Genomic DNA, 24,087 nt, shown 5'->3' on the forward strand with positions numbered 1-24,087 from the left:
ATCACCCCGTCAGCAAGCGCGCACCGATTTCCTTGACGAATTTTGCGGCCACCATTGCGGTCATACCGTAAGGGTCGCGATGCGGATTGAGCTCGACAATGTCTGCCCCGACCAACTGACCTTCGAACCGGTGGATCAGGTCGATGACCTCGCGCGTGCTCAGCCCTCCGGGTTCGTGATGCGAGACACCAGGGGCAAAAGCAGGATCCAGCGCATCCAGATCCAGTGACAAATAGACAGGGCCATCAAAGGAAATCTGCAGGTCGGGGCTCCAGTTTCGCATGTCGATCACCTCGACCCCGAATTTATCAGCCTGTTCGCGCTGATGGGCGTTCATGGTGCGGATGCCGACCTGCACCAATCGGTTGATCGGGCAATTCTCCATCACCCGCGCAAAGGGACAGCCATGGCCCAGTGGGCCGATGTCTTGCTGGTCGTACAGATCAGGATGGCTGTCGATATGCAGGATGTTCAACCCTTGGTAACGATCCGCATGGGCTTTGATCAGCGGATAGGCTACGGAATGATCCCCGCCCAGAGACAACAGGCGCGCGCCAGTTGCGATCCGCTTGGCTGCTTCGGCTTCGATCCGGTCAATCGGTTCCTGTCCGCGCATTTCGAACACGTCAAGATCTCCGGCATCGCAAAATCGCATGCTTGCACCCAGATCAGTGCCATCCTCAGCAGTCAGGTTGGCGGCGCCGGAATGCAGCGCCTCGCGGATGCGTCCGGGGGCAAAGGCCGGGCCTTGCAGGAACGAGGAATGCAGATCCAGAGGCACCCCCATCAGGGCTACATCCGCAGGCTTCAGATCGTACTGCATCAAGATCCTCCAAATCGTTTAGACACGATCTGGCCGGGCAAAAGGTACTAGGTCAAGGGGTTAGCGGCGCAGGTAAGTCTGCCAGATCCAGATCACCAGCAACGCACCAAGGATCGCCCCGACAAAGCCAGACATCCAGCCCATTACCGTCGCCAGAAAACGCAGCAGAAGCCCGCCGATCAGAGCCCCAATAATGCCGATCAACATGGTTGTCGGGATATCCGCCTCGATCCGCATCAGTCGGGTGGCCAGAAATCCGGAGGCAGCACCGATGACGATCAGGGCGACAATGGGCATCTCATTTCCTCCAGTGGGTCGGCACAATGATCAGGGCACCAACGGATGAGATCACCGCATCCAGACCCGGAGGACCAAAGCTGATGCCGAACATGATGCGCAAGAAATAGAACAAAAATGCCCCGCCTACACAGATGATGATCGATTGCAAATAGCCGTTATGGGTAAAACCGGTCTGTTCGGACAGGTAGCCCACGATCCCCGCAATCACGACGGTGCCCATCAACACCATGAACATATGGCTTTACTCCGAAGATAACCGAGTGCCAGTTGGTATTGCCCAGCCCCGCAGAAACGTTTCCCTATCCTGCGCGCCTTTGCCTGCCCTTTGCAAGCGCAGCAGTTCAACGGCCCCCTGCCCACAAGCCACATGCAGATCCTGGTTCAGAACCTCACCCGGTGCGCCCTGCCCCTCTGCAAGGCGCGACGCCAGCAGCTTGATGCGTTCACCATCCATTTCGGTCCAAGCCCCGGGAAAAGGCGAAAGGCCCCGGATTTTCCGGTCAACCTCGACCGACGGGCGGGTCCAGTCGATGCGCGCCTCAGACTTGTCGATCTTAGCGGCATAGGTCACACCGCTCTCAGGTTGCGGTTCGGGCACCAGGTCCGGCAGCTTGGCAAGTGCGTCGACGATCAACACGGCCCCAAGGATCGAAAGCCGGTCATGCAGTTGCGCGGTGGTTTCTTCGGATTCAATTTCAGTTGCCTGCCGCAGCAAAACCGGACCAGTGTCCAGACCAGCCTCCATCTGCATGATGCAGATCCCGGTCTCGGCATCGCCGGACATGATCGCCCGATGAATCGGCGCAGCCCCGCGCCAACGCGGCAGCAGACTGGCGTGGATGTTTAGGCACCCATGCTTGGGCGCATCCAGAACGGTTTGCGGTAGGATCAGGCCGTAAGCCACCACAACGGCCACATCCGCGTTTAGCGCGGCAAAGGCGTCTTGCTCCTCGGCTGATTTCAGCGAAACGGGATGGCGCACGAGCAAGCCCAGAGCCTCGGCCCGGGCGTGAACGGGCGTTGGGCGGTCTTTCTTGCCGCGACCAGCGGGGCGCGGAGGCTGACAATAGACAGCAGCAATTTCGTGCCCGGCCTCGACCAGCGCATCCAGCACCGGAACCGAAAAATCCGGGGTTCCCATGAAGATAACGCGCATCTTTACCCCTGCTTTTTGGCTTTGCGCAGCAGTATGTCGCGTTTGACCTTGCTGAGACGGTCGAAAAACATCTTCCCGTTCAGGTGATCGATCTGATGCTGCACGCTGGTTGCGTCGATCCCGACAAAGTCGCGACGGTCCACCATACCCTGTTCGTTCAGGAACTTTACAGTCACTGCACGCGGGCGTTTGATCTTGGCCGAAACGCCGGGCAAGTTCGGGCTGGCCTCTTCATGTTCGCGAAGTTCGATCGAGCTGTGCAGGATTTCCGGGTTCGCCAGACGCACGGCCTTGCCACGTTCTGCTGAACCATCAACCACGGCCAGACGCAGCATCACACCGATCTGTGGCGCGGCCAGACCAACACCGGGCATCGCTTCCATCGTGTCGATCATATCGCCCCAAATCGCCGAATTTCCTCAGTTATTTCAGTTACCTCATCCGCTTTGGTGCGAAGACGTTTGTCGGGCCATGGCAGGCAGGGGCGGACGGTCATGCGCGCGCTCGTTCGCGTTTGAGTTTTTGCATCTTTCGCGTAATCATCTGCCGTTTCAGCGGCTTGAGATAGTCGATGAAGAGCTTGCCGTTCAGATGGTCAATCTCATGCTGCACGCAGGTGGCCCAAAGCCCATCAAAGGTTTCCTGCTGCAGATTGCCGTTTTGATCCATCCAAGAGACATCCACCACCTTAGGGCGGGTCACTTCGGCGTATTGATCGGGGATCGACAGGCAACCTTCCTCATAGACATTGGTCTCATCCGATGATGCGATGACCTCGGGGTTGAACATGATCAGGGGGCGCGGGGTTTCACCTTCTTCCTTGACACAATCCAGAACAATCAACCGATCCAGCACACCGATCTGCGGCGCGGCCAGGCCGATGCCGGGCGCGTCATACATGGTTTCCAGCATGTCATCAGCCAGTTTGCGCAGCTCGTCCGTTAGGTCGCCCACGGGCGCGCAGACCTTCTTCAGGCGGGGATCGGGATGGATCAGGATATTGCGTTTCATGAGGCTGATTTAGGCCATCCCGCCTCGCGCCGCAACGCCCCCCTTGCACCTGCCTGATTTGCGGTTAGCTTTCGTCCAACAGAACGGAGCAGACATGACTTTCAACGACCTGATCGATCGCCGGGACACCAACAGTTCCAAATGGGATAAGATGGAGATGCTCTATGGTGTCTCACCCGAGGATGGGCTGGCCATGTGGACGGCCGATTCCGACTACCAAACAGCGCCTTGCGTGATCGACGCTTTGCGTAAAGCCGCAGATCAAGGCGTTTTCGGGTACTCATGGACGCACCCGGATTATCTCGCTTCGATCCAATGGTGGATGAAAAGCCGTCATGACTGGGAAATCGACACGGATTGGATTCTGACGACCCAAGGTCTGGGCAATGCAATCGCGCTGTCGCTGGATGTTTGGACCGAGCCGGGCGATGGCATCGTGATCTTCACCCCAGTCTACCACGAGTTTGCCCATAAAGTGAACAAATCGGGCCGCCGGGTCGTGGAATGCCCGCTGGTGCGTGATGGCGATAGCTATGGGCTTGATTTGGACGACGCGCAGTCGCGGCTGGACGGGTCCGAAACGATGCTGCTGTGGTGTTCGCCGCAAAACCCATCGGGTCGGGTCTGGACGCCAAAGGAACTTCGCGCTGTGGCCGCGTTTGCCGAACGCAATGGCTTGATCCTGGTGTCCGATGAGATCCACCACGATCTGGTTTACCCCGGCACCAAATTTGTGCCGATGGATGTGGCAGCGCCTGATGCACGGCCTTGGACCGTGACCCTGACCGCGGCGTCAAAGACCTTCAACATCGCGGGTCAGCGCACTGGCAACATGATCATCCCTGACCCAAAACTACGCACAGCTATGAAGAACCGGCTACAGGCACTGGATTACGATCCCGGTGCATTGGGCGTAGAAATGATCACCGCCGCTTACAGCCCGGAAGGGGCCGAATGGGTGGATGCCCAGGTCGCACATCTGGAAGGCAACAAGCGTTTGTTTGATCAGACCATTGCCGGGATTCCGGGCCTGTGGTCGATGCCATTGCAGGCGACTTATCTTGCCTGGGTCGATTTCTCGGGCACCGGTATGGACCATGACGAGTTTGTCCGCCGCCTGCGTGAGGACGCAAAAATTGCAACCTCCTCAGGCCCCGGTTTCGGAACGGGGGGCGAAACGTTTGAGCGGTTCAACCTCGCCACCCAGCGCGCGCGGGTCGAAGAAGCCTGTACGCGGTTGAAACGGGCCTTCGGTGATTTGCAGTAAGTCATGATTTGGCTGGGATTGGTGTACCTGGCCCCGTTGACCGTATGTGCCAGCCAGCTTGGCTTGCACTTTTTGTGCCTAGCCCATCCGCGTCTTCAGTTACGCCCCGAACTTAACGTTTCGATCCTAACCTGATCGAGAAAACCGCCCGAAGACCGGACATAAGGCCAGATTGCATCGTCGAACGCCTGAATGGCCACCATTGGAGCCTGACTAAAACCGGTACAACGAAAGAAATCAGGCCTTAATCTTCGTGCCCCAACAAAGCAATCGGCGCGTCCGGCGCGCGATAGAAATCCAGCGGAGCCCTGTCATGCGCCGCCGTGCTGCGTTTGAATTCATACCGCATCTCACCACCCTCATCTTCGTCCGCGACGATCAGACATTGGTAGAGATGGTTGGCCCCATCATAGATATCGACCAGACCGCGCAAACGCGGCGTAGTTTCAGCCTCAACTGTGAATCCATCCTTCCACAATTTGAGGATTTTGTAGGTATTGTTGCCCATTTCCACCCTTAGACGGCTGGCTTTCTTCAGCGTGGCGATTCGGGCAGCGTCCAACTCGGCGCGTATTTCCTTTGAAACATAAGTACTCATTAATCCGTTCCCCCGTGAATGACTTCTATTGTGCGGGAAAGGTTGTAAAAATCCAGTGAAGGAGATCACGGAAATCGAAGCCGGTACAAATTGTTGCCCGGATATCCCAACCGCGACTGTGCGCTAACGCAGGGATTTTGCGCGGCCATTCGCATAGGAACGGGTCCTGCTTGGGCTTATCTTTGACGAAACGCTCTTGCGGAGGAAAAGGTATGGGCCTGCTGGTCGACGGAACATGGCACGACACTTGGTATGACACGAAATCGACAGGCGGCGCATTCAAACGCAGCGCGGCGCAATTTCGCAATTGGCTGACAGCCGACGGCAACGCGGGGCCGTCCGGCAAGGGCGGTTTCAAGGCGGAGGCCGGGCGCTATCACCTCTATGTCAGCTATGCCTGCCCGTGGGCACATCGCACGCTGATCTTTCGCGAGCTGAAAGGGTTGAGCGATCTGATTTCAGTCTCTGTTGTGCACCCCGACATGTTGGGCAAGGGCTGGACTTTTGAAAAAGACGATCATGGCGCGACGGGCGATGACCTCTATGGGTTCAGCTACGCGCATCAGATCTACACCAAGGCTGACCCCTCCTATTCCGGGCGCGTGACGGTGCCGATCCTGTGGGACAAGCAGCAAGAGACCATTGTCTCGAATGAAAGCTCGGAAATTATCCGCATGTTCAATTCCGCCTTCAACGGGATCACGGGCAACACCGATGACTACTGGCCCGAGGCGATGCGGGACGAAATCGAAGAGGTCAACGCCCGCATCTATTCAGACGTGAACAACGGCGTCTACAAGTCCGGTTTCGCCACTTCACAAGAAGCATATGACGACGCTGTGGGCCCGCTGTTCGACACACTGGACTGGCTTGAAGAGCGCCTGTCCCGCAATCGGTATTTGATAGGGGGTCGGATCACCGAGGCTGACTGGCGACTGTTCACAACACTGATCCGTTTTGATCCGGTCTATCACTTGCATTTCAAGTGCAACAAGCGCCGTCTGATCGACTACCCCAACCTTTGGGCCTATACGCGTGAGTTGTATCAGTGGCCGGGTGTCGCGCCCACGGTGAACATGAACCATATCGTGCGCCACTATCACTTTAGCCACAACAGCATCAATCCACACCGGATCATCCCGACAAACCCTGTGCTGGACTATATGGAACCGCACCGACGCGATCAGCGCCCCGCTGCGTAATGTTCAACCATCGCCGCCAGGTCCTCTGGCGGCGTTTCGCTTTGCACATAGGCACAGGCATTCGGGCTATGAGCAAAGATCGAACCGTCCGAGAAAAAGGTGGTGTTGGTGACAAAGATCACCCGCGCCTCGGGGCGGCGATAGCTTGCGAAATCGGCCACGGCTAATGCGCTGCCGGTTTCCAGAACCAGATCCAGCACGATGATTTCAAAATCCGTGCCGTAAAGCGCCAGAATGGCGGCCTCCTGCGTCTCGACCAGCGTGACCTCGGCGCCTTGCCGTTCCAGATGCCTTTTCCAGACCCGACCAAGGTCGGGGTTACTCTCAACAATCAGAACTTTCATTTGCAACAACCTCGGCACTTGATATGGTGAGTGGTGCCGACCCCCGTGATCCGTGATCTCGTTATTTCCTTAACAAAGTGTTAACAGCGCCCCCACAGCTCCGTGATCTAGCGGATTTGCTTGTAAAAGAGGCGAAAATCCGCTTGAAACGCGCCAAAACCGGTCATTTCCCGCAGAGAGAGCAGATGAGCACATTGGATCACGGGCTGGACCCACGCGCGGTGCGCGACCACGGCGGCGGGCTGGACAGAGCGATCATCAGATATGGCGGTCAACGTGGCGACTGGATTGATCTGTCGACCGGCATCAACCCACATCCCTATGAGATTACAGGACTGACCGCAGGGGATTGGACTGAGCTGCCGGATCATGGTGCTTTTGAACGACTTAGCAATGCCGCGCGCCGGTTCTGGAACGTGCCGGATGGGGCAGCGATCCTTCCCGCACCCGGGGCATCAGCCATTATCGCCCGGATCCCAGCCCTGGCTAAATCCGGCACGGTTCAAATCACGCCACCCACCTATAACGAACACGCGGCCGCCTTTACATCTCAGGGTTGGAGTGTTCAGGCAAACACACCCGGAGACGCCCGAGTGATCGTGCACCCGAACAATCCCGACGGGCGGATCTGGCAGGAAAGCGATGTCTCTGCCCCGCTGACCGTAATTGATGAAAGCTTTTGCGACGTCACGCCCGACGTCTCTCTGATCCATCTGGCAGACCGCCCCGGCGTGATCGTGTTGAAGAGCTTTGGCAAGTTCTGGGGATTGGCCGGAATGCGACTTGGTTTTGCGATCGGGCGGCCAGATGTGATTGGCCAGCTGAATGCTCTGACTGGCCCCTGGTCGGTGTCAGGCCCAGCCCTGCGGGTCGGAACTCAGGCCCTGTCAGACACTGGCTGGGCGGACTCTATGCGTGCGCGGCTGGCAGATGAGGCATCTCGACTGGATACGCTGCTGACAACCAAAGGTGCCGAGGTCGTTGGCGGCACAAGCCTGTTCCGCCTTTATCAGGTTGATGGTGCCGAGAAATGGCGCGATCGGCTTGCTCAGACCCATATCTGGAGCCGCATCTTTCCTTATTCGACCACCTACCTGCGCCTCGGGCTGCCGCCTGCAAACGGGTGGGATCGGCTGGAGGCCGCGCTGTGAGCCTTGGCCTGATGCTGGTCTGTGCCATGTGTCTGGACGCAGCGCTGGGAGAGCCCGACTGGCTATGGTCGCGCGTCAAACACCCGGCAGTGATGATCGGCAATTTGATTGGCTGGCTGGATAAACGCTTAAACCACGGGGCATCACGACGATTGAAAGGTGCGGGCGTGCTTGCCGTACTGGTCGGCGGTGCATGGGGAATTGGATGGGCAATGTCCATGCTGGGGCCTGTGGCCGAGATCCTGCTTTGCACGATCCTGCTGGCACAGAAATCGCTGGTTGAACATGTCCGTGCAGTGGGCGACGGTCTGCTGACCTCACTGACCGAGGGGCGGGCACAGGTGGCCATGATCGTCTCACGCGATACGCGGGACATGACCGAGGCGCAAGTGGCGCGTTCGGCCATTGAAAGCGCCGCGGAAAACCTCAGCGACGGGGTCATTGCGCCTGCTTTCTGGTTTCTCGTCGCCGGGTTGCCGGGGCTCTTGGTCTACAAAGCCGTGAATACCGCCGACAGCATGATCGGTTATCGCAATGAAAAGTACAGCGAGTTTGGCTGGGCCTCGGCCCGGTTCGACGACCTGCTGAACCTGATCCCCGCCCGGCTGACCTGTGTGCTGATCGTGGCGCTTTCTGGTCAGCGGTCGCGCTGGCGCGAAATTGTTGGGGATGCACGCGGCCATATCTCGCCCAATGCAGGCTGGCCCGAGGCCGCGATGGCTCGCGCGCTGAACGTCGCCCTGGCAGGGCCACGCAGCTATGATGGAAAGCTGCGGGACCTGGCCTGGGTCAATGGCGACGCGCCGCGCGAGATCGGGGCGGCGGAGGTTTTCCGCGCATGTCACATGTTGTGGAGCGTTTGGGGGCTTGCGCTTGGGCTCGTGTCGGTGTGGGTTGGGGTCAAGCTGATTTTCTAACGGGTCTCTTCATGCGTTTACTCTCTGGGTTGATTGCAGCCGCGTTGTTTGCCTCTCCTGCCTTTGCCCAATGTGGGGGTGGGTTCAATTCCTTTGTCAAAGGGCTGAAGACCGAAGCGGTACAACAAGGCTTTGACAAATCCACCGTGAACGCGTTTTTCAAAGGGGTGCATCAAGACAATGCCGTACTCAGGGCCGACAGGGCGCAAGGCGTATTTCAAAAACCGTTTATCGAGTTTTCGCGCCGTCTGATTTCAGCAAACCGGATTGAGCGCGGGCAGGCCATGTCGCGCAAATATGATGCGGTCTTTGACCGGATCGAGCGTGAATACGGCATCTCTCGCGGCGTGCTGCTGGCATTCTGGGCGTTCGAGACCGACTATGGGTCATTCCAGGGCGACTTCAACACCCGCAACGCACTGGTGACTTTGGCGCACGATTGTCGCCGCCCAGAACTGTTCCGCCCACAAATCTTCGCCGCCATCGAACTGTATCAGAACGGCGATTTCGACCCGGCCCGAACAACAGGCGCATGGGCCGGAGAGATTGGAATGGTCCAGATGCTGCCGCGCGACATTTTGGAAAACGGCGTCGACGGTGATGGCGACGGGCATGTCCGCCTGAAAACCTCTGCCGCTGATGCGCTGATGTCCGGGGGCAAAATGCTGTCGCATCTGGGCTGGCGCGCAGGCGAGCCTTGGCTGCAAGAGGTCACGGTGCCCGCACAGATGGACTGGTCCCTGTCCGGCCCCGGCAAACCGCGTTCGGTGGCCGACTGGCAAGCCATGGGCGTGCAGGCGCGCAGCGGGTCGTTGGCCAACTTGCCTGCCTCGCTGATCCTGCCGCAAGGGCGCAATGGTCCGGCCTTTTTGGCCTACCCGAATTTCGACGTCTATTTCGAATGGAATCAGAGCTTTGTCTACGTTCTGACCGCGGCTTATTTTGGTACACGACTGGAAGGGGCACAAATCTATGATGCGGGCAACCCGGCGCAAGGTTTGAATGGCGCGCAAATGAAGCAATTGCAAACCAAACTGCAAGCCAAAGGGTATGACGTGGGCAAGATCGACGGGATTCTTGGGGCCGGCACACGTGCCGCGGTGCAGGCTGAACAGGCCCGCTTGGGCCTGCCTGCGGATGCCTGGCCAACGGTCGACTTGCTGAACCGGCTTTGACTTGGCACGCCGCGTTTAACTGTCGTCGAACACAGGGCGCGGCGCACCGTTGTCGTCCAAAGCGACGAATACGAACTCGGCTTCCGTAACCTTTTTTCCATTCTGCGATTGCCTCGGGCGTGCCCAGACATCCACGTGAACACGAATGGATGTGCGCCCGACATGCGTCAGCGCCGCATACAGTGTCACTTCGTCCCCAACTTTGACCGGTTGCAAGAATTGCATGGCCTCAACGGAAACGGTCGCGGCGCGTCCTTGCGCCACACGCGCCGCCATATTACCCGCCGCCAGATCCATTTGTGACATCAGCCACCCGCCGAAAATATCACCAGCCGGGTTGGTATCCGCGGGCATTGCAATCGTTCGAATGACCAGAACACCTTCGTCCTGCTGACGACCATGTGAGCCGCGTTGCTTTCCTAAAGCGAGCCGGTCGTCGGTGTCTTCTGCCACAGGTTCAATCCCTTCCTAAGCCATAGACTGGCATGGTCCTCCGTTCAGTCTGGCAAGGTTTCCTACCAAAATGAAGAGAGCACCAGCTTTGCGCTCAGGTCGAGCGCCTCAATTTCGAAAAGCATTAATCAGGCCGGACGGGATAGCGGTCTCCTTTCTGATCAATCAGAATCAGCCGTTCACCGCTTCGTACATAAAGATCACACCGGCTGAACCCGTTGCGATAGGCGATACAAACGCTGCCGTCCTCGGAGATGGAATAGGTGCCAAAAGCCGAGTCTCCGCTGGCATAGGTATAGGAATAAGCCCCACCAGCCGAGAATTTGGCCTGACCATCATCGTAGAAGGTGATCGTTTGGCCTGCCAAAGCGTCAAGCTCTGCTGATGTCAGAGGAGTGTCCCCGGACTTTAAAGGCCAGTCTGCAGCATAAGCAAAGCTTGCTACGAACAGGGCGGGGATCAGAAATCGTGTCATGCGCCCAAGCTAGCGCGATCCGAACGCAAACGTTGTAAACTTGCAGTGAACGGTCACGCGACCATCTGTTCGGCCTTTTTCAGATCAACCGAGACCAGCTGGCTCACGCCTTGTTCCTGCATCGTGACGCCGAACAATCGGTCCATTCGTGCCATTGTCACTGCGTGGTGGGTGATGATCAGAAAGCGTGTGTCGGTTTGGCGGCACATCTCGTCCAGCAAGTCGCAAAAACGCGTGACGTTGGCGTCGTCCAGCGGCGCGTCGACCTCGTCCAACACACAGATTGGTGCGGGATTGGCGAGGAAGACACCAAAAATCAGCGCGGTCGCAGTTAGGGTTTGTTCCCCGCCCGACAACAGGCTGAGGGTCGACAGTTTCTTGCCCGGCGGCTGGCACATGATCTCAAGCCCCGCATCCAGAGGATCGTCGCTTTCAACCATGACCAAGTTGGCCTCGCCACCCCCAAACAGGTGCTTGAAAAGCATCGCGAAGTTCGAGTTCACCTGTTCAAACGCGGTCAGCAGACGTTCGCGCCCTTCGCGGTTGAGGCTTGCGATACCGCTGCGCAGGGCCTTGATCGCCTCTTCCAAATCGGCCTTTTCGCTACTGAGCGTGTCGAACTCTTCCTGAACTTCTTTGCTGTCTTCTTCCGCCCGCAGGTTCACCGCACCCATGGCGTCGCGTTGACGCTTGTGGCGGTTCACCTCGGATTCCAGAACATCCGCAGCAGGCATCTGGTCGGGGTTCACGTCCAACTGGTTCAGCAACTGGTTCGGGGTCAGTTGTTGATCCTCGGCGATCCGTTCTGCCGCAGCGACCACACTTTCCTTTGCCGCATCACAGCGCGCCTCGGCCGCCGCGCGGCTTTCGCGCGCTTCCGACGCCAGGCGTTCCGCTTCACGTTCTGCCAGAACAACCTCACGCTGCTGGGCCTCAGCCTCGGCCAGCTTGTCCGCAGCCTCTGCCCGGCGCGCTTCGGCAGCTTCGATCAATTCGTTCAGCTCTTCCCGCGCTTCGGCGATTTCTGCCGGTGCGGCCATGGCCTCGGTCAGTTCATCTTCCGAACTTTCCTTGCGCTCGGCCAGTTCCGAAATCCGCTTTTCAGCGGTTTCCAATCGGTGCCGCCACCCGCTGAGATCCTTAGTGACCTCTTGCGAGCGGCGGGTGCGTGCGTCCCCCTCACGACGCAGCTCATCATGGGTCGAACGGTGGGTCAGCATCGTGATCCGCGCCGCCTCGACAGTTTGTTTGATGTCTTCGACCTCGGCACGTGCACTGTCGAGATCGCCCAAGCCATTCAATGCGCCCTCGGCTTCGCGCAGTTGCGAGCGGGCCGCCATAGCGTCTTCCTTGTGGCGATCTACGGCAAGGGTCAAAGTCTCCAGCTTGCCCTGCGCCAGATTACGATCCGCTTCGGCGCGGCTTAGCAAGCGCGCAGTTTCGGCCATGCGCTGATCCGCAGCACGGCGGGCTTCTCGCGCACGGCGGTCGGCCTCAGTCACATCCGCCAGTTGCCGCGACAGCGCCTCATGCGCGGCGCGCGCACCTTCTGCCTGCGCCTCGGTGCGGGCAAGTTCCTGTTTCAACGCTTCCAGCTTGTTGAGCTGCTCTAACCGCAGCGCTGCCGCGCTTGGGGCATCCTCGGCCCACGCCCGGAACCCATCCCAACGCCACAGGTCGCCTGAGCGGGATACAAGCCGCTGCCCCGGTTTCAAAGACGCCTGCAAGCGTGCGCCTTGATCAGCATCTATAACACCGATCTGCGCAATCCGACGGCTGAGACGATCCGGGCCGGATACGTGCAGCGCCAGCGGTTCAACCCCATCCGGCAAAGGCTGATCCCCGTCATAGCCCGCCACCTGCACCCAGCCAGAGGGGCCATCGCCGTCGACCAGCGGCGCGCGCAGATCATCGGTCAACGCCGCGCCCAGAGCCTTTTCAAAGCCCGGCTCGACGCGCAACAAATCCAGCACCTGACCGCCCTCGGCCGTGTCGCGTTCCACCAGCTTGGCCAGCGCCGTGGTTTCGGCCCGGATCGCACCAAGCTCACCTTCGGCCTCAGAACGCTGTGCGCGTGCTTCGGCCTCGCGGGCTTGCGTTTCGTTGCGCAGCTCATCTGCAGCAGCCAGCGCCTCTTCTGCGGCTTCCGCTGCTTCTCGGGCTTCCTCTTCGCCCTCAAGGGCTGCTTCGAACGCTTCGCTGGCGCGGGTCAGGGCTGTCTTGGCCTCATCCACAGCCTGTCGGGCTTTCTCTTCTTCGCCCTCGGACCGGGCCAATGTCTTGCGACTGTCTTCCACCAATCGCTGTGCCGATTGATGCCGTGCAACAAGGCGAGCCATATCTTCGGTCTGTTGCGACAGGTGGTCTTCACGGTCCTGCAGAATCGAGGCTGCTTCGCGTGCGATTTCTGCCGCATCGGCCACTTTCTCGTCATGACCCTCGGCTGCTTTCGCCAGCTCGCGCGCTTCCCATTCAAGGCGCTCGATCATCTGCCCCGCGTCGCGGTTCAGACCGGTTTCTCGTTCAATATCATTGCCAAGCTGCTGGATACGGTTGGTCAGTGTCTCAATGGTTTGCCGCGCGCGAGTTTCCTGATCCGCAAGCTGATCGCGCTGCACCTGCTGGCGTTGCAAGACAGCCGCAGCAATGGCCTCTTCTTCCCGCAAAGGCGGCAAAGTTTCCTCGATTTCAGCCCGTTTTGCAGCGGCGGCGCGCGCCTCAGCTTCGGCACGAGAGGCTTCGGCGATACGTTCACGCAGCTTTTCTTCAGCCTGCTGGCGGGCCATATCGGCCTCTTTCCAGCGCCGATAGAGCAGCATCCCTTCGGCCTGACGCAGTAGCTCGCCAATCTCGCGGTATCGTGCAGCTTGGCGGGCCTGGCGCGCCAGTTGAGCCAATTGCCCACCAAGCTGCTCCAGAACGTCATCCACGCGGGTCAGGTTCGCCTCGGTGCCCTTCAGCTTCAATTCGGCTTCGTGCCGACGCTGATACAGGCCCGAGATCCCAGCGGCTTCTTCCAGAATGCGGCGGCGCGCGCGGGGTTTGGCGTTGATCAATTCGGCGATGCGGTTCTGCCCGACCAGCGCAGGCGAATGCGCCCCGGTCGAGGCATCGGCGAACAGCATCTGTACATCGCGCGCGCGCACATCCTTGCCGTTGGTTTTGTAAGCGCTGCCAACATCGCGGGTGATGCGCCGTACGATCTCCAACTGATCGCTGTCGTTGAACCCGGATGGCGCGAGGCGTTCCGAGTTGTCCATGGTCAGGACAACCTCGGCAAAATTGCGCGCGGGCCGCGTGGCTGCACCGGCAAAAATCACATCCTCCATCGCACCGCCACGCATGGATTTGGGGCGATTCTCGCCCATCACCCATCGCAAAGCTTCCAGAAGGTTGGACTTGCCGCAGCCATTTGGCCCCACCACACCGGTCAACCCGTCCGCGATGATCAGATCGGTCGGATCAACAAAGCTTTTGAAGCCGGTCAGTTTGAGCTTGCTGAAACGCAATGGCAGCGTGTCCTGTGATTCCTATGAGTTGAAAGTCTGCGCAAGGGATAGGGTCCGAGTCAACGGAGTTGCGCAGGATATGGGATATCATTTTGAGTTATCCACAATATCTTGCCGGAATACCCGAAAATACGCGTATATCAATATGGGGTGCACTCAAAGACCTGATAGCCGTAGTCATCCCCAACGTTTTCGTAGATGCCATAGTCGATGCATTCATAATTGGGCGTAGAAACAGCGGTTAGCAGCAACCGCTCGCCAGCGTCTTGATCACAGCCCAAAACACCAACCGTTACCGCCGCATCGCCCAGCACATCCAGAATCGGACAACCCGAAACCTGAGCCATCGCAAGGGCAGCCCGGTCTCGGACGGGACCCAGCCGGGGTGCGTATTGCGCGTTGACCCGAACCGCTTCGGCCAGCTCACCGCGAACGCGCACGTCGAATACGCTGCCATTCACCGCCACGCGCGTGGCAGGCACGTCGCGAAAATGAGGGGTTCCGGCCGCGCAGGCGGTCAACAACAAAGGGACAAGACACCGGATCATGCCGCAGAGTTGCAGCATTTTGGTTAACAGATCCTTTCTACGTATCAGGCCCGCAGTACTTCACCCAACCGACGAATACCTTCGCGGATTGCTGCCTCGTCAGAATTTGAAAAACTCAGGCGAATGGTATTTGCGCCGCTGCCATCCGGGAAGAATGCCTGACCCGGCACAAAGGCCACTTTCACCGTGTCCAACGCACGCGCCAGCAATTCAGACCCACTGACCCCTGCAGGCAGCGTGACCCAGATGAACATACCGCCCTCGGGCCGGGTCCACTCGACCCCGTCGGGCATATGCTGTTCCAACGCGTCCAGCATCACATCGCGACGGTTTTGATAAACCGCACGCACTTGGGGAATATGGCTGTCAAAACACGCTTGCGCCACGTCATGAACGGCCATTTGGTTTATGGTCGCCGAATGCAGGTCCGCCGCCTGCTTCAACAAAACCAACTGAGATATGGTCGGTTTGGGCGCCACGACCCAGCCCATGCGCAGCCCCGGCGACAGGGTTTTTGAGAAACTGCCGCAATAGATTGTCCGACAGTTTTCGATAGACCCTTTCCGAGCCAGCTCTAAAGACAGGATCGGTGGGATCGGATCCCCGTCATAGCGCAACGCCTGATAGGCCCCGTCTTCGATTATGGCGCAATCCAACTCTTCTGCCAGGTCCAACAACGCTTCTCTGCCTTGCCGATCCAGAGTTTCGCCCGTTGGATTGGCAAAATCCGCCGAAAGATACGCGAATTTCACAGCCCCGTCCCCTGCGGCGGCTTTGTATTCCGCGGCCCCGCTGTTGCCGTTCAACCGATCAAACTGGGGTTCATACGCATTGAACGCAGCAAGCGCGCCCAGATAGGTGGGCCATCCAACCAGAGCCGTGTCACCGGGGGACAGAAACAACTTGCCCAGGTAGTCCAGCGCCTGCTGCGACCCTGACGTGATCAGGATGTTGTCGATGTCACACGTCACTCCAATCTCGCGCATATGCTGCACCAGCCATTCGCGCAGCGGGACATAGCCTTCGCTGACCGAGTATTGCAGCGCCTGCGCCTGCGTCTGTGGTCCCAGTGCTGCTTGAAACGCCTGTGAAAACGCGTCGGCTGGAAACAAGGCAGGATCAGGAATGCCGCCCGCAAACGAAATGATCCCTGGTTGGTCGAGCAGTTTCAGCAGCTCTCGGATTTCTGATGCCTTCATCCGGGAAGCCCGGGTGGCAAACAATGGGTTTTTGGACATGAGGCTCCTCCGATCTCAATTCCGGGCAGCCTATGGTGGCTTATTTTAAAGTCAATAATGCTGACCTTTTATTTCAAGCGATTTGAACGGGCATCCTTGAACGCGTCATGCGCTCGTGGTCAAATGACTTGACCAATTCTGGAGCTCTGATGCCCTTTCACAAAGTCGAAACCGAAAAACTGTCGCTTGCTGTTGTTCGCCAGATCGAGCTTCTGATCTTGCGTGGCATCCTGCGCCCCGGCGAACGTTTGCCCCCGGAACGCGATCTGGCCGAGCGGATGGGCGTGTCACGCCCGTCCCTGCGCGATGCGATTTCAGAGCTTCAGGCGCAGGGATTGCTGACCGCCAAGGCCGGGTCCGGTATATATGTGGCCGATGTTCTCGGGTCGGCTTTTGCTCCGGCCCTGATCCGATTGTTTGGCAGCCATGACGAAGCGGTCTTTGACTATCTGTCCTTTCGCCGCGACATGGAAGGGTTGGCAGCTGAAAGGGCCGCACGGCAAGGCTCTGACAGCGACCTGAAAGTGGTTCAGGCGGTCTTTGACAAGATGCAGGCGGCCCATGACCGGAACGCCGCGGACGATGAGGCGCGATTGGATGCCGAATTCCACATGGCCATCATCGAAGCCAGCCACAATGTCATCATGCTTCACATGATGCGTTCGATGTACGATCTGTTGGTACAAGGCGTGTTTTATAACCGTCAGACGATGTTCCAACAGCGGGCCACGCGCGAGGCGATTTTGGACCAGCACCGGGCCATAAACGAAGCGTTACAAGCGCGAAATCCTTCGGCTGCTCGCACCGCGATCGAACAGCATCTGGATTTTGTGGAGCGTTGCATGGCGGATCAAAGAAAGTCCGACCAGAACGAAGCCATTGCGCAGCAGAGATTGCAACACGAGGCCGGGCGGGAGTGAACGCTAACCCTGGTAGACGGCCTAACGACAAATAACTGAATTACGCGGCCCCGGTTGCAACGGGGATCAGATGTTGCGGTAAAGGTTTTCCGCTGCTTTCTCCCAAATGATGATCGGGGGCCAGTGTTGTCAAAGCCGGATCGATGAACAACCTGGCACCACGGTCGCGTAACTGTTTATGCAGCATCACATGTTCGCACACCTGATGACCTTTCTCGTCCCGACAAGAATACCGCAAACCTCTCAAGGCTCGGGTTTTGTACAACCCAGCACCACCAAAGGCACTGTCGACCGGGATCAGCGGCGTTTCGGCTGGAATATGGAACTGCCGGTCAAAAACCGCCGACTTCAGCAAAGCCTTGCGCCACTTTAGACGTCCAAACAGCGGTCTGCGCGTGTTTTGAATGCGTTGCCAGACGTCTTCGTCACACCAGCCGGGGCAGCGCAAGGCGTAGATGTCGTAATATGCAGGTTTGGAATTGGCAAAGACACCCTCCCACAAAGGGACAACCCTCTGCGCAGCTGTCAGAACCGCCTGAACATCAAGACAGACATTTGGACCATCCAAGTCCAGAACCAGAGTCAGATCCAGGTCGCTGTCTTTCTCTTCCAGCCTTTTGAGAACAGCATTTCTGGCCATAGTGATACGCTCAATCCGGTCAGGTTGTTTAGAAATCAAACCATCCAGTTGAAGAATTTCGACACGCTGATTCCGATCCGCGTATTCGGACAATACCCGGTCCGTATCGTCCGTGTTGTCGTTGGTCGCAATGGTGACCGAGTAGCGGTGCAGTTGAACAGACAGGCTTTCAATCCTGTTGATCGTGTCAATCAGCGCTGAGCCGCCATTTCTGACCACGCCTAAAATATTCATCGAAACTGCGTCGCCCGACACGTCCTGTCTTTCCCTGTTTTTTCACGCTTGCTGCGGAGCTTTCCTGTCGACCAGTTCCCCAACGGTCGGCAGGATTCGGAGTGTCCTTCAAAACAAGCAGAACTCACCACAAAACAAAAGACCCGAAAGCGAAACGCTCTCGGGTCAACTGTTTCATTTTTCTGTCAGGTCAACCGTCAGTGCAGTTTGGTGCCAACGTCTGCAATCGACGCATCGATCAATTTGTTGGCCTGTGCAGCAGTCATTTGCTTGGCCAGAACCGAACCCGCCGCAGCCACTGCGACCGAAACGGCTTGATCACGCACTTCTTTCACAGCAGACGCTTCAGCCGAAGCAATCTGATCCTGAGCTGCAGCCAGACGGCGTTCAATCGACTTTTCAAGGTCAACCTTCGCCTGTTCCGCTGCCAGAGCCGCGTCTTCCTTGGCCGCTGCAACGATCGCATCAGCCTGTCCCTGAACTTCACGCTGCTTGCGCTCGTAAGAAGCCAGCAAGCTACGTGCTTCTTCATGCAGAGCGCGTGCTTCGTCCAGTTCGGACTTGATGCCTTCGGCACGGTTGTCCAGCGCCCCACCGATCATGCCGGGGACCTTGAAGTAGAACAGGACCGCAATGAAGACGATAAAGCCCAGAAGGACGACAAAGTCTGTGTTGCCAAGCGAGAAGAACGGGCCTTTGGCCGCAAAGGCCGGGCTGGCCGCACCAAATGTCAGGATAAGGGCAAGAGTGTTCCGCATGTCACTTATCCTTTCGTCTGCGCATCTACGGCACCGGCAATGGCATCCGCATCCGCTTCGCCGCCCAGCGCTGTGACCAGTTCAGCCGCCGTGTCCTTGGCAACCACTTGAATGCTTTCCAGCGCACCGGCACGGATTTCAGCAATTGCCTTTTCCGATTCAGCCGCTTTTGCAGCGATTTCCGCGTCCGCCTTTGCAATCGCGTCATCCAGACCAGCCTGAATTTCGGCGCGGGCTTCCGCTGCGATACGCTGTGCCTCAGAACGGGCATCGGCCAGCGCTTTGTTGTAGGCCTCTTCAGCCTCGACCGCCTTGGCCTTCAGATCTTCGGCCGCAGCCAGGTCGTTGGTAATGGTCCCCTGACGTTCAGCCAGGATTGCCGCGATGCGGGGCAGAGCCACGCGGGACAGGACCAGAAAGATGACGACCAGCGTAATGACCAGCCAGAAAATCTGGTTGGGGAACCAATCGAAGCAGAGCTGCGGCATGCCAATGGCAGAGCCATAGGAGTCAACGCACGAGCCGGCTACTTCTTTCGTAATGGGTTCAGTCGCCATGATGTCCTCCGTCGGAACGTTGTCTTTACAACAGGTGGGCCGCTATGGCTTGGACCCACCTGCGCGTAAGGATCAGGTTCCGCAGATTAGACGGCGAACATCAGCAGCAGCGAGACCAGGAATGCGAAGATGCCCAGCGCTTCTGCGAATGCGATACCGATGAAGAGGGTTGCGGTCTGCGAAGCAGCCGCCGAAGGGTTGCGCAGGGCGCCGGCCAGGAAGTTGCCTGCCACGTTGCCCACCCCGATTGCGGCTGCGCCGGAACCGATTGCTGCCAGGCCTGCGCCGATGTGTGCGAGATCGCCTTCCATGATGTATCTCCTTACGAATTGGAAGTTTCGATGTTTGGGTATCGGACCTTAGTGCGAAGGATGCAGCGCATCTTTCAGATAAACACAGGTCAGAATGGTGAAAACGTAGGCCTGGATGAAGGCCACGAGGACCTCAAGACCGTACATTGCGGTGATCGCCAGAACGGACACCGGCGAGATCACGGCAACCGCGGCAAAGCCCGCGAAAACCTTGATAACCGCGTGGCCTGCCATGACGTTACCGGCAAGACGAATAGAGTGGCTGACAGGGCGCACGAAGTACGAGATCAGCTCGATGATTGCCAGAATCGGACGCAACGCCAGCGGTGCGCTGGACACCCAGAACAGACCCAGAAACGCGGCACCGTTCTTTACGAAGCCCAGGATGGTCACAGTCAGGAACACGGCCAGCGCCAGCGGGATGGTCACGGCGAAATGAGATGTGGTGGTGAACGACGTCGGGATCAGGCCCAGGAAGTTCGCGCAGACGATGAACATGAACAGGGTCATGACATAGGGGAAGAACTTAACGCCTTCCTTGCCGCAGATGTCTTCCAGCATCTTGTATACGAAGCCATAGGTCAGCTCTGCGACAGACTGCATCCGCGTCGGCACAATCGCGCGTTTGGACGTGGGCAGAACCAGCAATGCGACAACCGCCAGGATGGCAAAGAACAGCCACAGGGTCACGTTGGTCACAGTGAACATGCCGACCGCACCGTCGCCGAACAACGGTTTCACGATGAACTGATCCATCGGGTGGAAAACCAGGCTGCTGCCTTCTGCTGCGGTGGTCTCAGTTGCCACGTTCAGTCCCTCTCGTCCTTCTCGGCAGCCGTCGCCGCCATTTGTTTCTCTTGAACCTCTTTCGCGCTGCGGAGCATAACCTTCACGCCCGCGACAAGGCCCAGCAATGTAAACAGCACCAGAAAAATCGGGATAGTCCCGAGCAGGCTGTCCAGCCCGTATCCGATGCCAAATCCGATCCCCAGACCGGATACCATTTCGATGACCATCCTCCAGGCAAGTTCGCCGCCGGATATGTCACTGTCTGCACGGGGGGCCGGTTCCTTAGCCTTTTTCGCCGCTTCGATCTTGGCCTCCAGCTGCGCCATACGCTGCTTTTGGTCGTCTTCGGTCACGGACGGTTTCCTCGCGCTGTCTTGAGGCATGGTGCTAAGGCGCGAATGGCCCAGAGTCAACGCTGTCGTGAGACCGAAATGACGCAGGTTAAGTGATTGTTTGATAACAATTTTATTAGATTCAAATCATTGTGAAAGAGTACCCTGAAACTGGAAGAAGCTTGAAATGTGCTGAATCCGCATATTCAACCAAAGAGTTGATTATTCCTGCAACACAGCTTGGCCGCGCAGTTTTGCGCTTTGATCCAGCAATCACGTTCGGAACGCCTGTACCGTTCTGCAGCGCACCGCTGTTGGACCCGAAACCAGCCAGAAACTTCCCTCACGGAATCCGATGAGAAAGCACCGGATCAAACGACCCGCCTGCAGATCGGTCAGCACGCACTCTTCGGATCCAAGATAAATGCCCAACCCACGCAGTGCCGCCGTCAGCGACAGATCCGTCCCCATCCGCCAGCGCACGTAAAGCTTCCAAGCTCAGATCAACACCGGGGTTGGCCGCGTAAAAGCCCGACAGCCGGGGGATGAGCGTGCGTTTTCCCAGCGACAGCTATCAACACCCAATGCTGTAACGCCCTTTTCGCCCTTGCTCCAAACGGTTATGACAGGGCAATGACCGACACGCTCGACACTGTTTTCGCGGCCCTTGCCGACCCAACCCGCCGCGCCATCCTGGCAATGCTGCTTGAGGACGATATGGCCGTTACGGATGTGGCCGAACCCTTCGAGATGTCATTGGCAGCGATTTCCAAGCACCTGGTCATCCTGACCAAAGCCGGGTTGATTTCCCAGGAAAAGCGTGGGCGGGTGAAGTGGTGCAAGCTGGAACCCGACGCCCTGCGCACCGCATCGGTTTGGATGCAGGGGTTCGGACAATTCGAACCCGTCAATCTGGACGCGTTCGAACGATTTCTGGAAGTAGAGCTTCCGACGCCAGACGAAGCCTAGCGCACGACAAAGACTGACATGCTGGCGTGTTTTGCAAGATAACCGGCGTGGCTTGAGAAGATATAGTCGGTGACCCGGGGGGCATGGGTCCCCACAATGATCAGGTCGGCGCCGATCTCTTCCGCAGCGCGGGTCAGGTCGCTGTCCACTTCGGCGGCAACGTCAACCGAGTGTATCTTGCGCACGGCAACCTCGGCCCCGCCCTCGGCGGCCAGTTTTTCCGTAAAAGCGGCCAGTTCCTTGTCGATCTCAGCTTCGGTTTCCGTGGATTCCCCTAAATGGGCGCCGGTAACACTGACCAAAGTGATTTTGGCCCCCTGCCATTTCGCCACCTGCGCGGCAATATCGGCAGCTTTGCGAACCTCGGGCGGTAGATGCCGATCGATCGGCAGCATGATGTGGTTGAACATAACTTCCTCCTCTCACCTGCTTTCAAGTGTATTGAAGAGGTTTTTCACGGGCTTTGATCTGGCTCAACAAATTCTGCCTTTGGAATGCATCAAAGAGCCGAGGCGTCTGCAAGCAAAGCTCCGGTTAATCAGCGGCCGTTCCCGCGGGCACCGCAGGCGGCGTTTCTTCCTTAAGCAGCATCAGCAATGCAATGACGGTCAGCGCCACGCCACCCAAAATCAAACCGGTGGGCACAGCCTTGCCCAGCGCTATCTCCCACAAGATCACCCAACTGGGCACCAGATAGGTGTAAGCCATCACCTTGGCCGAGGGCAGTCGGAGCGATGAAAACTGCACCAGCACAAAACTGGCCGCCGTCGCGAAGAGCGAAATATAGAGCAGTCCGATCCAGACGATGGCCGGAAGAGCCGCCCAGTTGGTCGTCATCAGGTCGGACCACCCGAACACGATCAGCAACAAGCACCCGGCAACCTGTGTCCAGAAAGTGAACACCACTGCGGGCTCTCCGCGATTCAGTTTGCGGATCATGGGTGTATAGATTGCGTGAGATACACAGCCCCAAAAGTAGATGATCTCACCACGTCCGATTTCGAAGGCGCGGAACATTTGCCAGTCGGCTCGAAAGATTACCCAAAGCGCGCCCACCGCACCAATGGTCAAAGCCAATGCCATGCGCGGGGTGGTGATCTGACGCAATAAAACCCAACCCGCAAGGGCTGTAACAACGGGCGTCAGGGTGAACACCGCAGCGGCGCTGACCGGCGGGGCGGTTTGTAGCCCATAGAACATCAGCACGAAATAGGTCGAAAACAGCCCACCCAACACAAGGTAGCGCCAAGGCGCCTGTACAGCGCTGCGCGGCAGGCCTGTTGTGGCCAGTGCCGCAATACCAATCACTGCAGCCGCAATCGCAAATCGCACCGCGTTCAAGGCGGACGGCGCAATTTCGTTGGCGATCATGGATCCCAACGAAAAACTGCCCGCAACAAGCGCCGAAAAGGTCAGCATGGCTAGATGGCCACGCGCCTGAGGGCTCATGGTTTCCAGCCTTTGGCTTCTTCTTTCAGATAACTCAGGAAGGCCTGTACCTTGGTGGTGCGGTGTAAATCCACGTGGGTCACAAGCCACAGGTTTCCGAACCATTCTGGAAGCGGATCCATCACCTCGACCAGATTGTCGTGGCGGGCCGCTTCCCAGCGCGCCATGAAACCTATGCCCGCCCCGGCCATGACAGCCTCGCGCATACAGAAATTATTGGTACAGCGGAAAGTGATGCGATCTGCCGGAACTGTTGCGCGCAGCCATCGGGTAAAAGGCGCGCGACTGCTTTCGTCGTCAGAACTGACGAAATGGTGTTTCCCGAAATCCTCTATACCCGACGGCGTGCCAAACCGTTCGATATACGCTGTGCTGGCATACAGGCCGACTTCTTCCTGTCGGAATGGCTGCACTACGTTGTCCGGCTGATCCGGGGCTGACCCTGCGCGGATCGCCACATGCGCCTCGCCGTATTCCAGACGGAAAAGCCGGTCGCCGGTCAAGTAGCGCACGATGAGATCCGGATGCATCTTTTGAAACGCGGTGAGTGTGGGCACCACCAAGGGTGCAAGTGAACCAAGCGATGTCACCACCAATTCACCTGAAACGTCGTCGCCCCGACCCTTCATGCGGCCAACTAGCTGGTTGAACTGATCCTCGGTGGCCTGTGCGACGCGCAACAGATCGTCGCCTGCCTCGGTCGGCGTGTATCCGCGTGCGTGACGCTGGAACAGTTTTACACCCAGCCGCGCCTCGATCGCATCAATGTGGCGGATCACGGTGGCGTGGTGAACCCCAAGAACCTCGGCTGCGCCGCTGACTGTACCCATGCGCGCCACCTGATAGGCGGTTCTCACTTCATCCCAATTATCCATGGCAATGCGTCACTGTGCAATTTCCAACAATAACTGTTGATGTATCCGAGTTTTGTTCACAAACGCAATAATCATATTGGGGACAG

The 24,087-nt window shown here is 58.1% G+C and carries 28 protein-coding genes and 1 pseudogene; 7 read left to right on the forward strand and 22 right to left on the reverse strand.

The window, feature by feature from the left end; translation table 11 throughout:
• Position 1 precedes the first annotated feature (1 nt).
• From speB to def (GOV91_RS15460), 6 genes and pseudogenes are all read right to left on the reverse strand, one after another.
• On the reverse strand, positions 2 to 823 hold the full coding sequence (speB, locus tag GOV91_RS15435; RefSeq protein WP_171236165.1) for an agmatinase: 822 nt from the start codon (positions 821 to 823) through the stop codon (positions 2 to 4).
• A 60-nt stretch (positions 824 to 883) separates the two neighbouring features.
• Positions 884 to 1,120, reverse strand: a complete 237-nt coding sequence (locus tag GOV91_RS15440) for a GlsB/YeaQ/YmgE family stress response membrane protein (RefSeq protein WP_171236166.1) — start codon at positions 1,118 to 1,120, stop codon at positions 884 to 886.
• A gap of 1 nt (position 1,121) precedes the next feature.
• Positions 1,122 to 1,358, reverse strand: a complete 237-nt coding sequence (locus tag GOV91_RS15445; protein ID WP_171180808.1) for a hypothetical protein — start codon at positions 1,356 to 1,358, stop codon at positions 1,122 to 1,124.
• A gap of 6 nt (positions 1,359 to 1,364) precedes the next feature.
• Positions 1,365 to 2,279 carry a methionyl-tRNA formyltransferase gene (gene fmt / locus GOV91_RS15450; protein WP_171236167.1) on the reverse strand — a complete coding sequence of 305 codons (915 nt, stop codon included), beginning with the start codon at positions 2,277 to 2,279 and terminating at the stop codon, positions 1,365 to 1,367.
• 2 nt (positions 2,280 to 2,281) lie between these two features.
• Positions 2,282 to 2,775 (reverse strand): annotated as a pseudogene (def, locus tag GOV91_RS15455) (peptide deformylase).
• On the reverse strand, positions 2,772 to 3,290 hold the full coding sequence (def, locus tag GOV91_RS15460) for a peptide deformylase (protein WP_171236168.1): 519 nt from the start codon (positions 3,288 to 3,290) through the stop codon (positions 2,772 to 2,774). Before def (GOV91_RS15460) ends, def (GOV91_RS15455) begins: the two are co-directional and overlap by 4 nt.
• Before the next feature lie 94 nt (positions 3,291 to 3,384).
• Here def (GOV91_RS15460) and GOV91_RS15465 point away from each other — a divergent pair, with 94 nt between their 5' ends.
• Positions 3,385 to 4,557: a MalY/PatB family protein gene (locus GOV91_RS15465; protein ID WP_171236169.1), complete on the forward strand. Its 1,173-nt coding sequence runs from the start codon at positions 3,385 to 3,387 to the stop codon at positions 4,555 to 4,557.
• A gap of 244 nt (positions 4,558 to 4,801) precedes the next feature.
• Here GOV91_RS15465 and GOV91_RS15470 read toward each other — a convergent pair whose 3' ends face one another.
• Positions 4,802 to 5,155 (reverse strand): hypothetical protein, encoded by a 354-nt coding sequence (locus GOV91_RS15470; RefSeq protein WP_171236170.1) that lies wholly within the window; start codon positions 5,153 to 5,155, stop codon positions 4,802 to 4,804.
• 212 nt (positions 5,156 to 5,367) lie between these two features.
• Between GOV91_RS15470 and GOV91_RS15475 the strand changes: the two genes are divergently transcribed.
• On the forward strand, positions 5,368 to 6,357 hold the full coding sequence (locus GOV91_RS15475) for a glutathione S-transferase family protein (protein ID WP_171236171.1): 990 nt from the start codon (positions 5,368 to 5,370) through the stop codon (positions 6,355 to 6,357).
• Here the strand turns inward: GOV91_RS15475 and GOV91_RS15480 are convergent.
• The gene (locus GOV91_RS15480) at positions 6,339 to 6,701 is read right to left on the reverse strand and encodes a response regulator transcription factor (protein ID WP_171180820.1); all 363 of its coding nucleotides are present in this window, start codon (positions 6,699 to 6,701) and stop codon (positions 6,339 to 6,341) included. The two genes, GOV91_RS15475 and GOV91_RS15480, sit on opposite strands and share 19 nt — an antisense overlap.
• A 185-nt stretch (positions 6,702 to 6,886) precedes the next feature.
• Between GOV91_RS15480 and GOV91_RS15485 the strand changes: the two genes are divergently transcribed.
• The 3 genes from GOV91_RS15485 to GOV91_RS15495 are packed head-to-tail and all read left to right on the forward strand — an operon-like array spanning position 6,887 to position 9,944.
• Entirely contained in the window at positions 6,887 to 7,852 is a 966-nt protein-coding gene (locus GOV91_RS15485) for a threonine-phosphate decarboxylase (protein WP_171236172.1), read from the forward strand.
• Positions 7,849 to 8,769, forward strand: coding sequence for an adenosylcobinamide-phosphate synthase CbiB (gene cbiB / locus GOV91_RS15490; protein ID WP_171236173.1), 921 nt, complete (start codon positions 7,849 to 7,851; stop codon positions 8,767 to 8,769). Before GOV91_RS15485 ends, cbiB begins: the two co-directional genes overlap by 4 nt.
• A gap of 11 nt (positions 8,770 to 8,780) precedes the next feature.
• Positions 8,781 to 9,944: a lytic murein transglycosylase gene (locus tag GOV91_RS15495; RefSeq protein WP_171236174.1), complete on the forward strand. Its 1,164-nt coding sequence runs from the start codon at positions 8,781 to 8,783 to the stop codon at positions 9,942 to 9,944.
• Between the two features lie 15 nt (positions 9,945 to 9,959).
• Here the strand turns inward: GOV91_RS15495 and GOV91_RS15500 are convergent, their stop codons facing one another.
• The 5 genes from GOV91_RS15500 to GOV91_RS15520 all read right to left on the reverse strand — a co-directional run bounded on the left by GOV91_RS15500 (position 9,960) and on the right by GOV91_RS15520 (position 16,167).
• The gene (locus GOV91_RS15500) at positions 9,960 to 10,298 is read right to left on the reverse strand and encodes an acyl-CoA thioesterase (protein ID WP_171180982.1); all 339 of its coding nucleotides are present in this window, start codon (positions 10,296 to 10,298) and stop codon (positions 9,960 to 9,962) included.
• Positions 10,299 to 10,521: 223 nt separating this feature from the next.
• A complete protein-coding gene (locus GOV91_RS15505) occupies positions 10,522 to 10,872 on the reverse strand; it encodes a hypothetical protein (RefSeq protein ID WP_171236175.1) in 351 nt (116 codons plus the stop codon).
• A 53-nt stretch (positions 10,873 to 10,925) separates the two neighbouring features.
• Positions 10,926 to 14,381, reverse strand: a complete 3,456-nt coding sequence (locus tag GOV91_RS15510) for a chromosome segregation SMC family protein (RefSeq protein ID WP_171236176.1) — start codon at positions 14,379 to 14,381, stop codon at positions 10,926 to 10,928.
• Positions 14,382 to 14,521: 140 nt separating this feature from the next.
• Positions 14,522 to 14,947, reverse strand: coding sequence for a hypothetical protein (locus GOV91_RS15515; RefSeq protein ID WP_254440694.1), 426 nt, complete (start codon positions 14,945 to 14,947; stop codon positions 14,522 to 14,524).
• 26 nt (positions 14,948 to 14,973) lie between these two features.
• Complete coding sequence (locus GOV91_RS15520; protein WP_171236177.1) at positions 14,974 to 16,167, reverse strand: PLP-dependent aminotransferase family protein; 1,194 nt, start codon at positions 16,165 to 16,167, stop codon at positions 14,974 to 14,976.
• A 149-nt stretch (positions 16,168 to 16,316) separates the two neighbouring features.
• Between GOV91_RS15520 and GOV91_RS15525 the strand changes: the two genes are divergently transcribed.
• Positions 16,317 to 17,087 (forward strand): FadR/GntR family transcriptional regulator, encoded by a 771-nt coding sequence (locus GOV91_RS15525; protein WP_171236178.1) that lies wholly within the window; start codon positions 16,317 to 16,319, stop codon positions 17,085 to 17,087.
• Positions 17,088 to 17,127: 40 nt separating this feature from the next.
• Here GOV91_RS15525 and GOV91_RS15530 read toward each other — a convergent pair whose 3' ends face one another.
• The 6 genes from GOV91_RS15530 to GOV91_RS15555 all read right to left on the reverse strand — a co-directional run bounded on the left by GOV91_RS15530 (position 17,128) and on the right by GOV91_RS15555 (position 20,729).
• A complete protein-coding gene (locus GOV91_RS15530) occupies positions 17,128 to 17,982 on the reverse strand; it encodes a hypothetical protein (protein WP_171236179.1) in 855 nt (284 codons plus the stop codon).
• A gap of 176 nt (positions 17,983 to 18,158) precedes the next feature.
• Positions 18,159 to 18,719 carry a F0F1 ATP synthase subunit B gene (locus tag GOV91_RS15535; protein WP_171096173.1) on the reverse strand — a complete coding sequence of 187 codons (561 nt, stop codon included), beginning with the start codon at positions 18,717 to 18,719 and terminating at the stop codon, positions 18,159 to 18,161.
• 5 nt (positions 18,720 to 18,724) lie between these two features.
• Positions 18,725 to 19,276 (reverse strand): F0F1 ATP synthase subunit B', encoded by a 552-nt coding sequence (locus tag GOV91_RS15540; protein WP_171096175.1) that lies wholly within the window; start codon positions 19,274 to 19,276, stop codon positions 18,725 to 18,727.
• 86 nt (positions 19,277 to 19,362) lie between these two features.
• Positions 19,363 to 19,587 carry a F0F1 ATP synthase subunit C gene (locus GOV91_RS15545; RefSeq protein ID WP_005981269.1) on the reverse strand — a complete coding sequence of 75 codons (225 nt, stop codon included), beginning with the start codon at positions 19,585 to 19,587 and terminating at the stop codon, positions 19,363 to 19,365.
• Between the two features lie 48 nt (positions 19,588 to 19,635).
• Positions 19,636 to 20,394 carry a F0F1 ATP synthase subunit A gene (locus GOV91_RS15550; protein ID WP_171180836.1) on the reverse strand — a complete coding sequence of 253 codons (759 nt, stop codon included), beginning with the start codon at positions 20,392 to 20,394 and terminating at the stop codon, positions 19,636 to 19,638.
• Between the two features lie 2 nt (positions 20,395 to 20,396).
• On the reverse strand, positions 20,397 to 20,729 hold the full coding sequence (locus tag GOV91_RS15555) for an AtpZ/AtpI family protein (protein WP_171236180.1): 333 nt from the start codon (positions 20,727 to 20,729) through the stop codon (positions 20,397 to 20,399).
• A gap of 612 nt (positions 20,730 to 21,341) precedes the next feature.
• Here GOV91_RS15555 and GOV91_RS15560 point away from each other — a divergent pair.
• Positions 21,342 to 21,677, forward strand: a complete 336-nt coding sequence (locus GOV91_RS15560) for a metalloregulator ArsR/SmtB family transcription factor (RefSeq protein WP_171236181.1) — start codon at positions 21,342 to 21,344, stop codon at positions 21,675 to 21,677.
• Here GOV91_RS15560 and GOV91_RS15565 read toward each other — a convergent pair.
• The 3 genes from GOV91_RS15565 to GOV91_RS15575 form a co-directional block, all read right to left on the reverse strand.
• A complete protein-coding gene (locus GOV91_RS15565) occupies positions 21,674 to 22,087 on the reverse strand; it encodes a universal stress protein (RefSeq protein WP_171236182.1) in 414 nt (137 codons plus the stop codon). The genes GOV91_RS15560 and GOV91_RS15565 overlap by 4 nt on opposite strands.
• Positions 22,088 to 22,211: 124 nt before the next feature.
• Positions 22,212 to 23,126, reverse strand: coding sequence for a DMT family transporter (locus GOV91_RS15570; protein ID WP_171236183.1), 915 nt, complete (start codon positions 23,124 to 23,126; stop codon positions 22,212 to 22,214).
• Positions 23,123 to 24,001 (reverse strand): LysR family transcriptional regulator, encoded by an 879-nt coding sequence (locus tag GOV91_RS15575; RefSeq protein WP_171180846.1) that lies wholly within the window; start codon positions 23,999 to 24,001, stop codon positions 23,123 to 23,125. The genes GOV91_RS15570 and GOV91_RS15575 overlap by 4 nt, the downstream gene beginning before the upstream one ends.
• Positions 24,002 to 24,087 lie beyond the last annotated feature (86 nt).

Source organism: Ruegeria sp. HKCCA6837 (genome assembly GCF_013034475.1).
Taxonomy (GTDB): domain Bacteria; phylum Pseudomonadota; class Alphaproteobacteria; order Rhodobacterales; family Rhodobacteraceae; genus Ruegeria.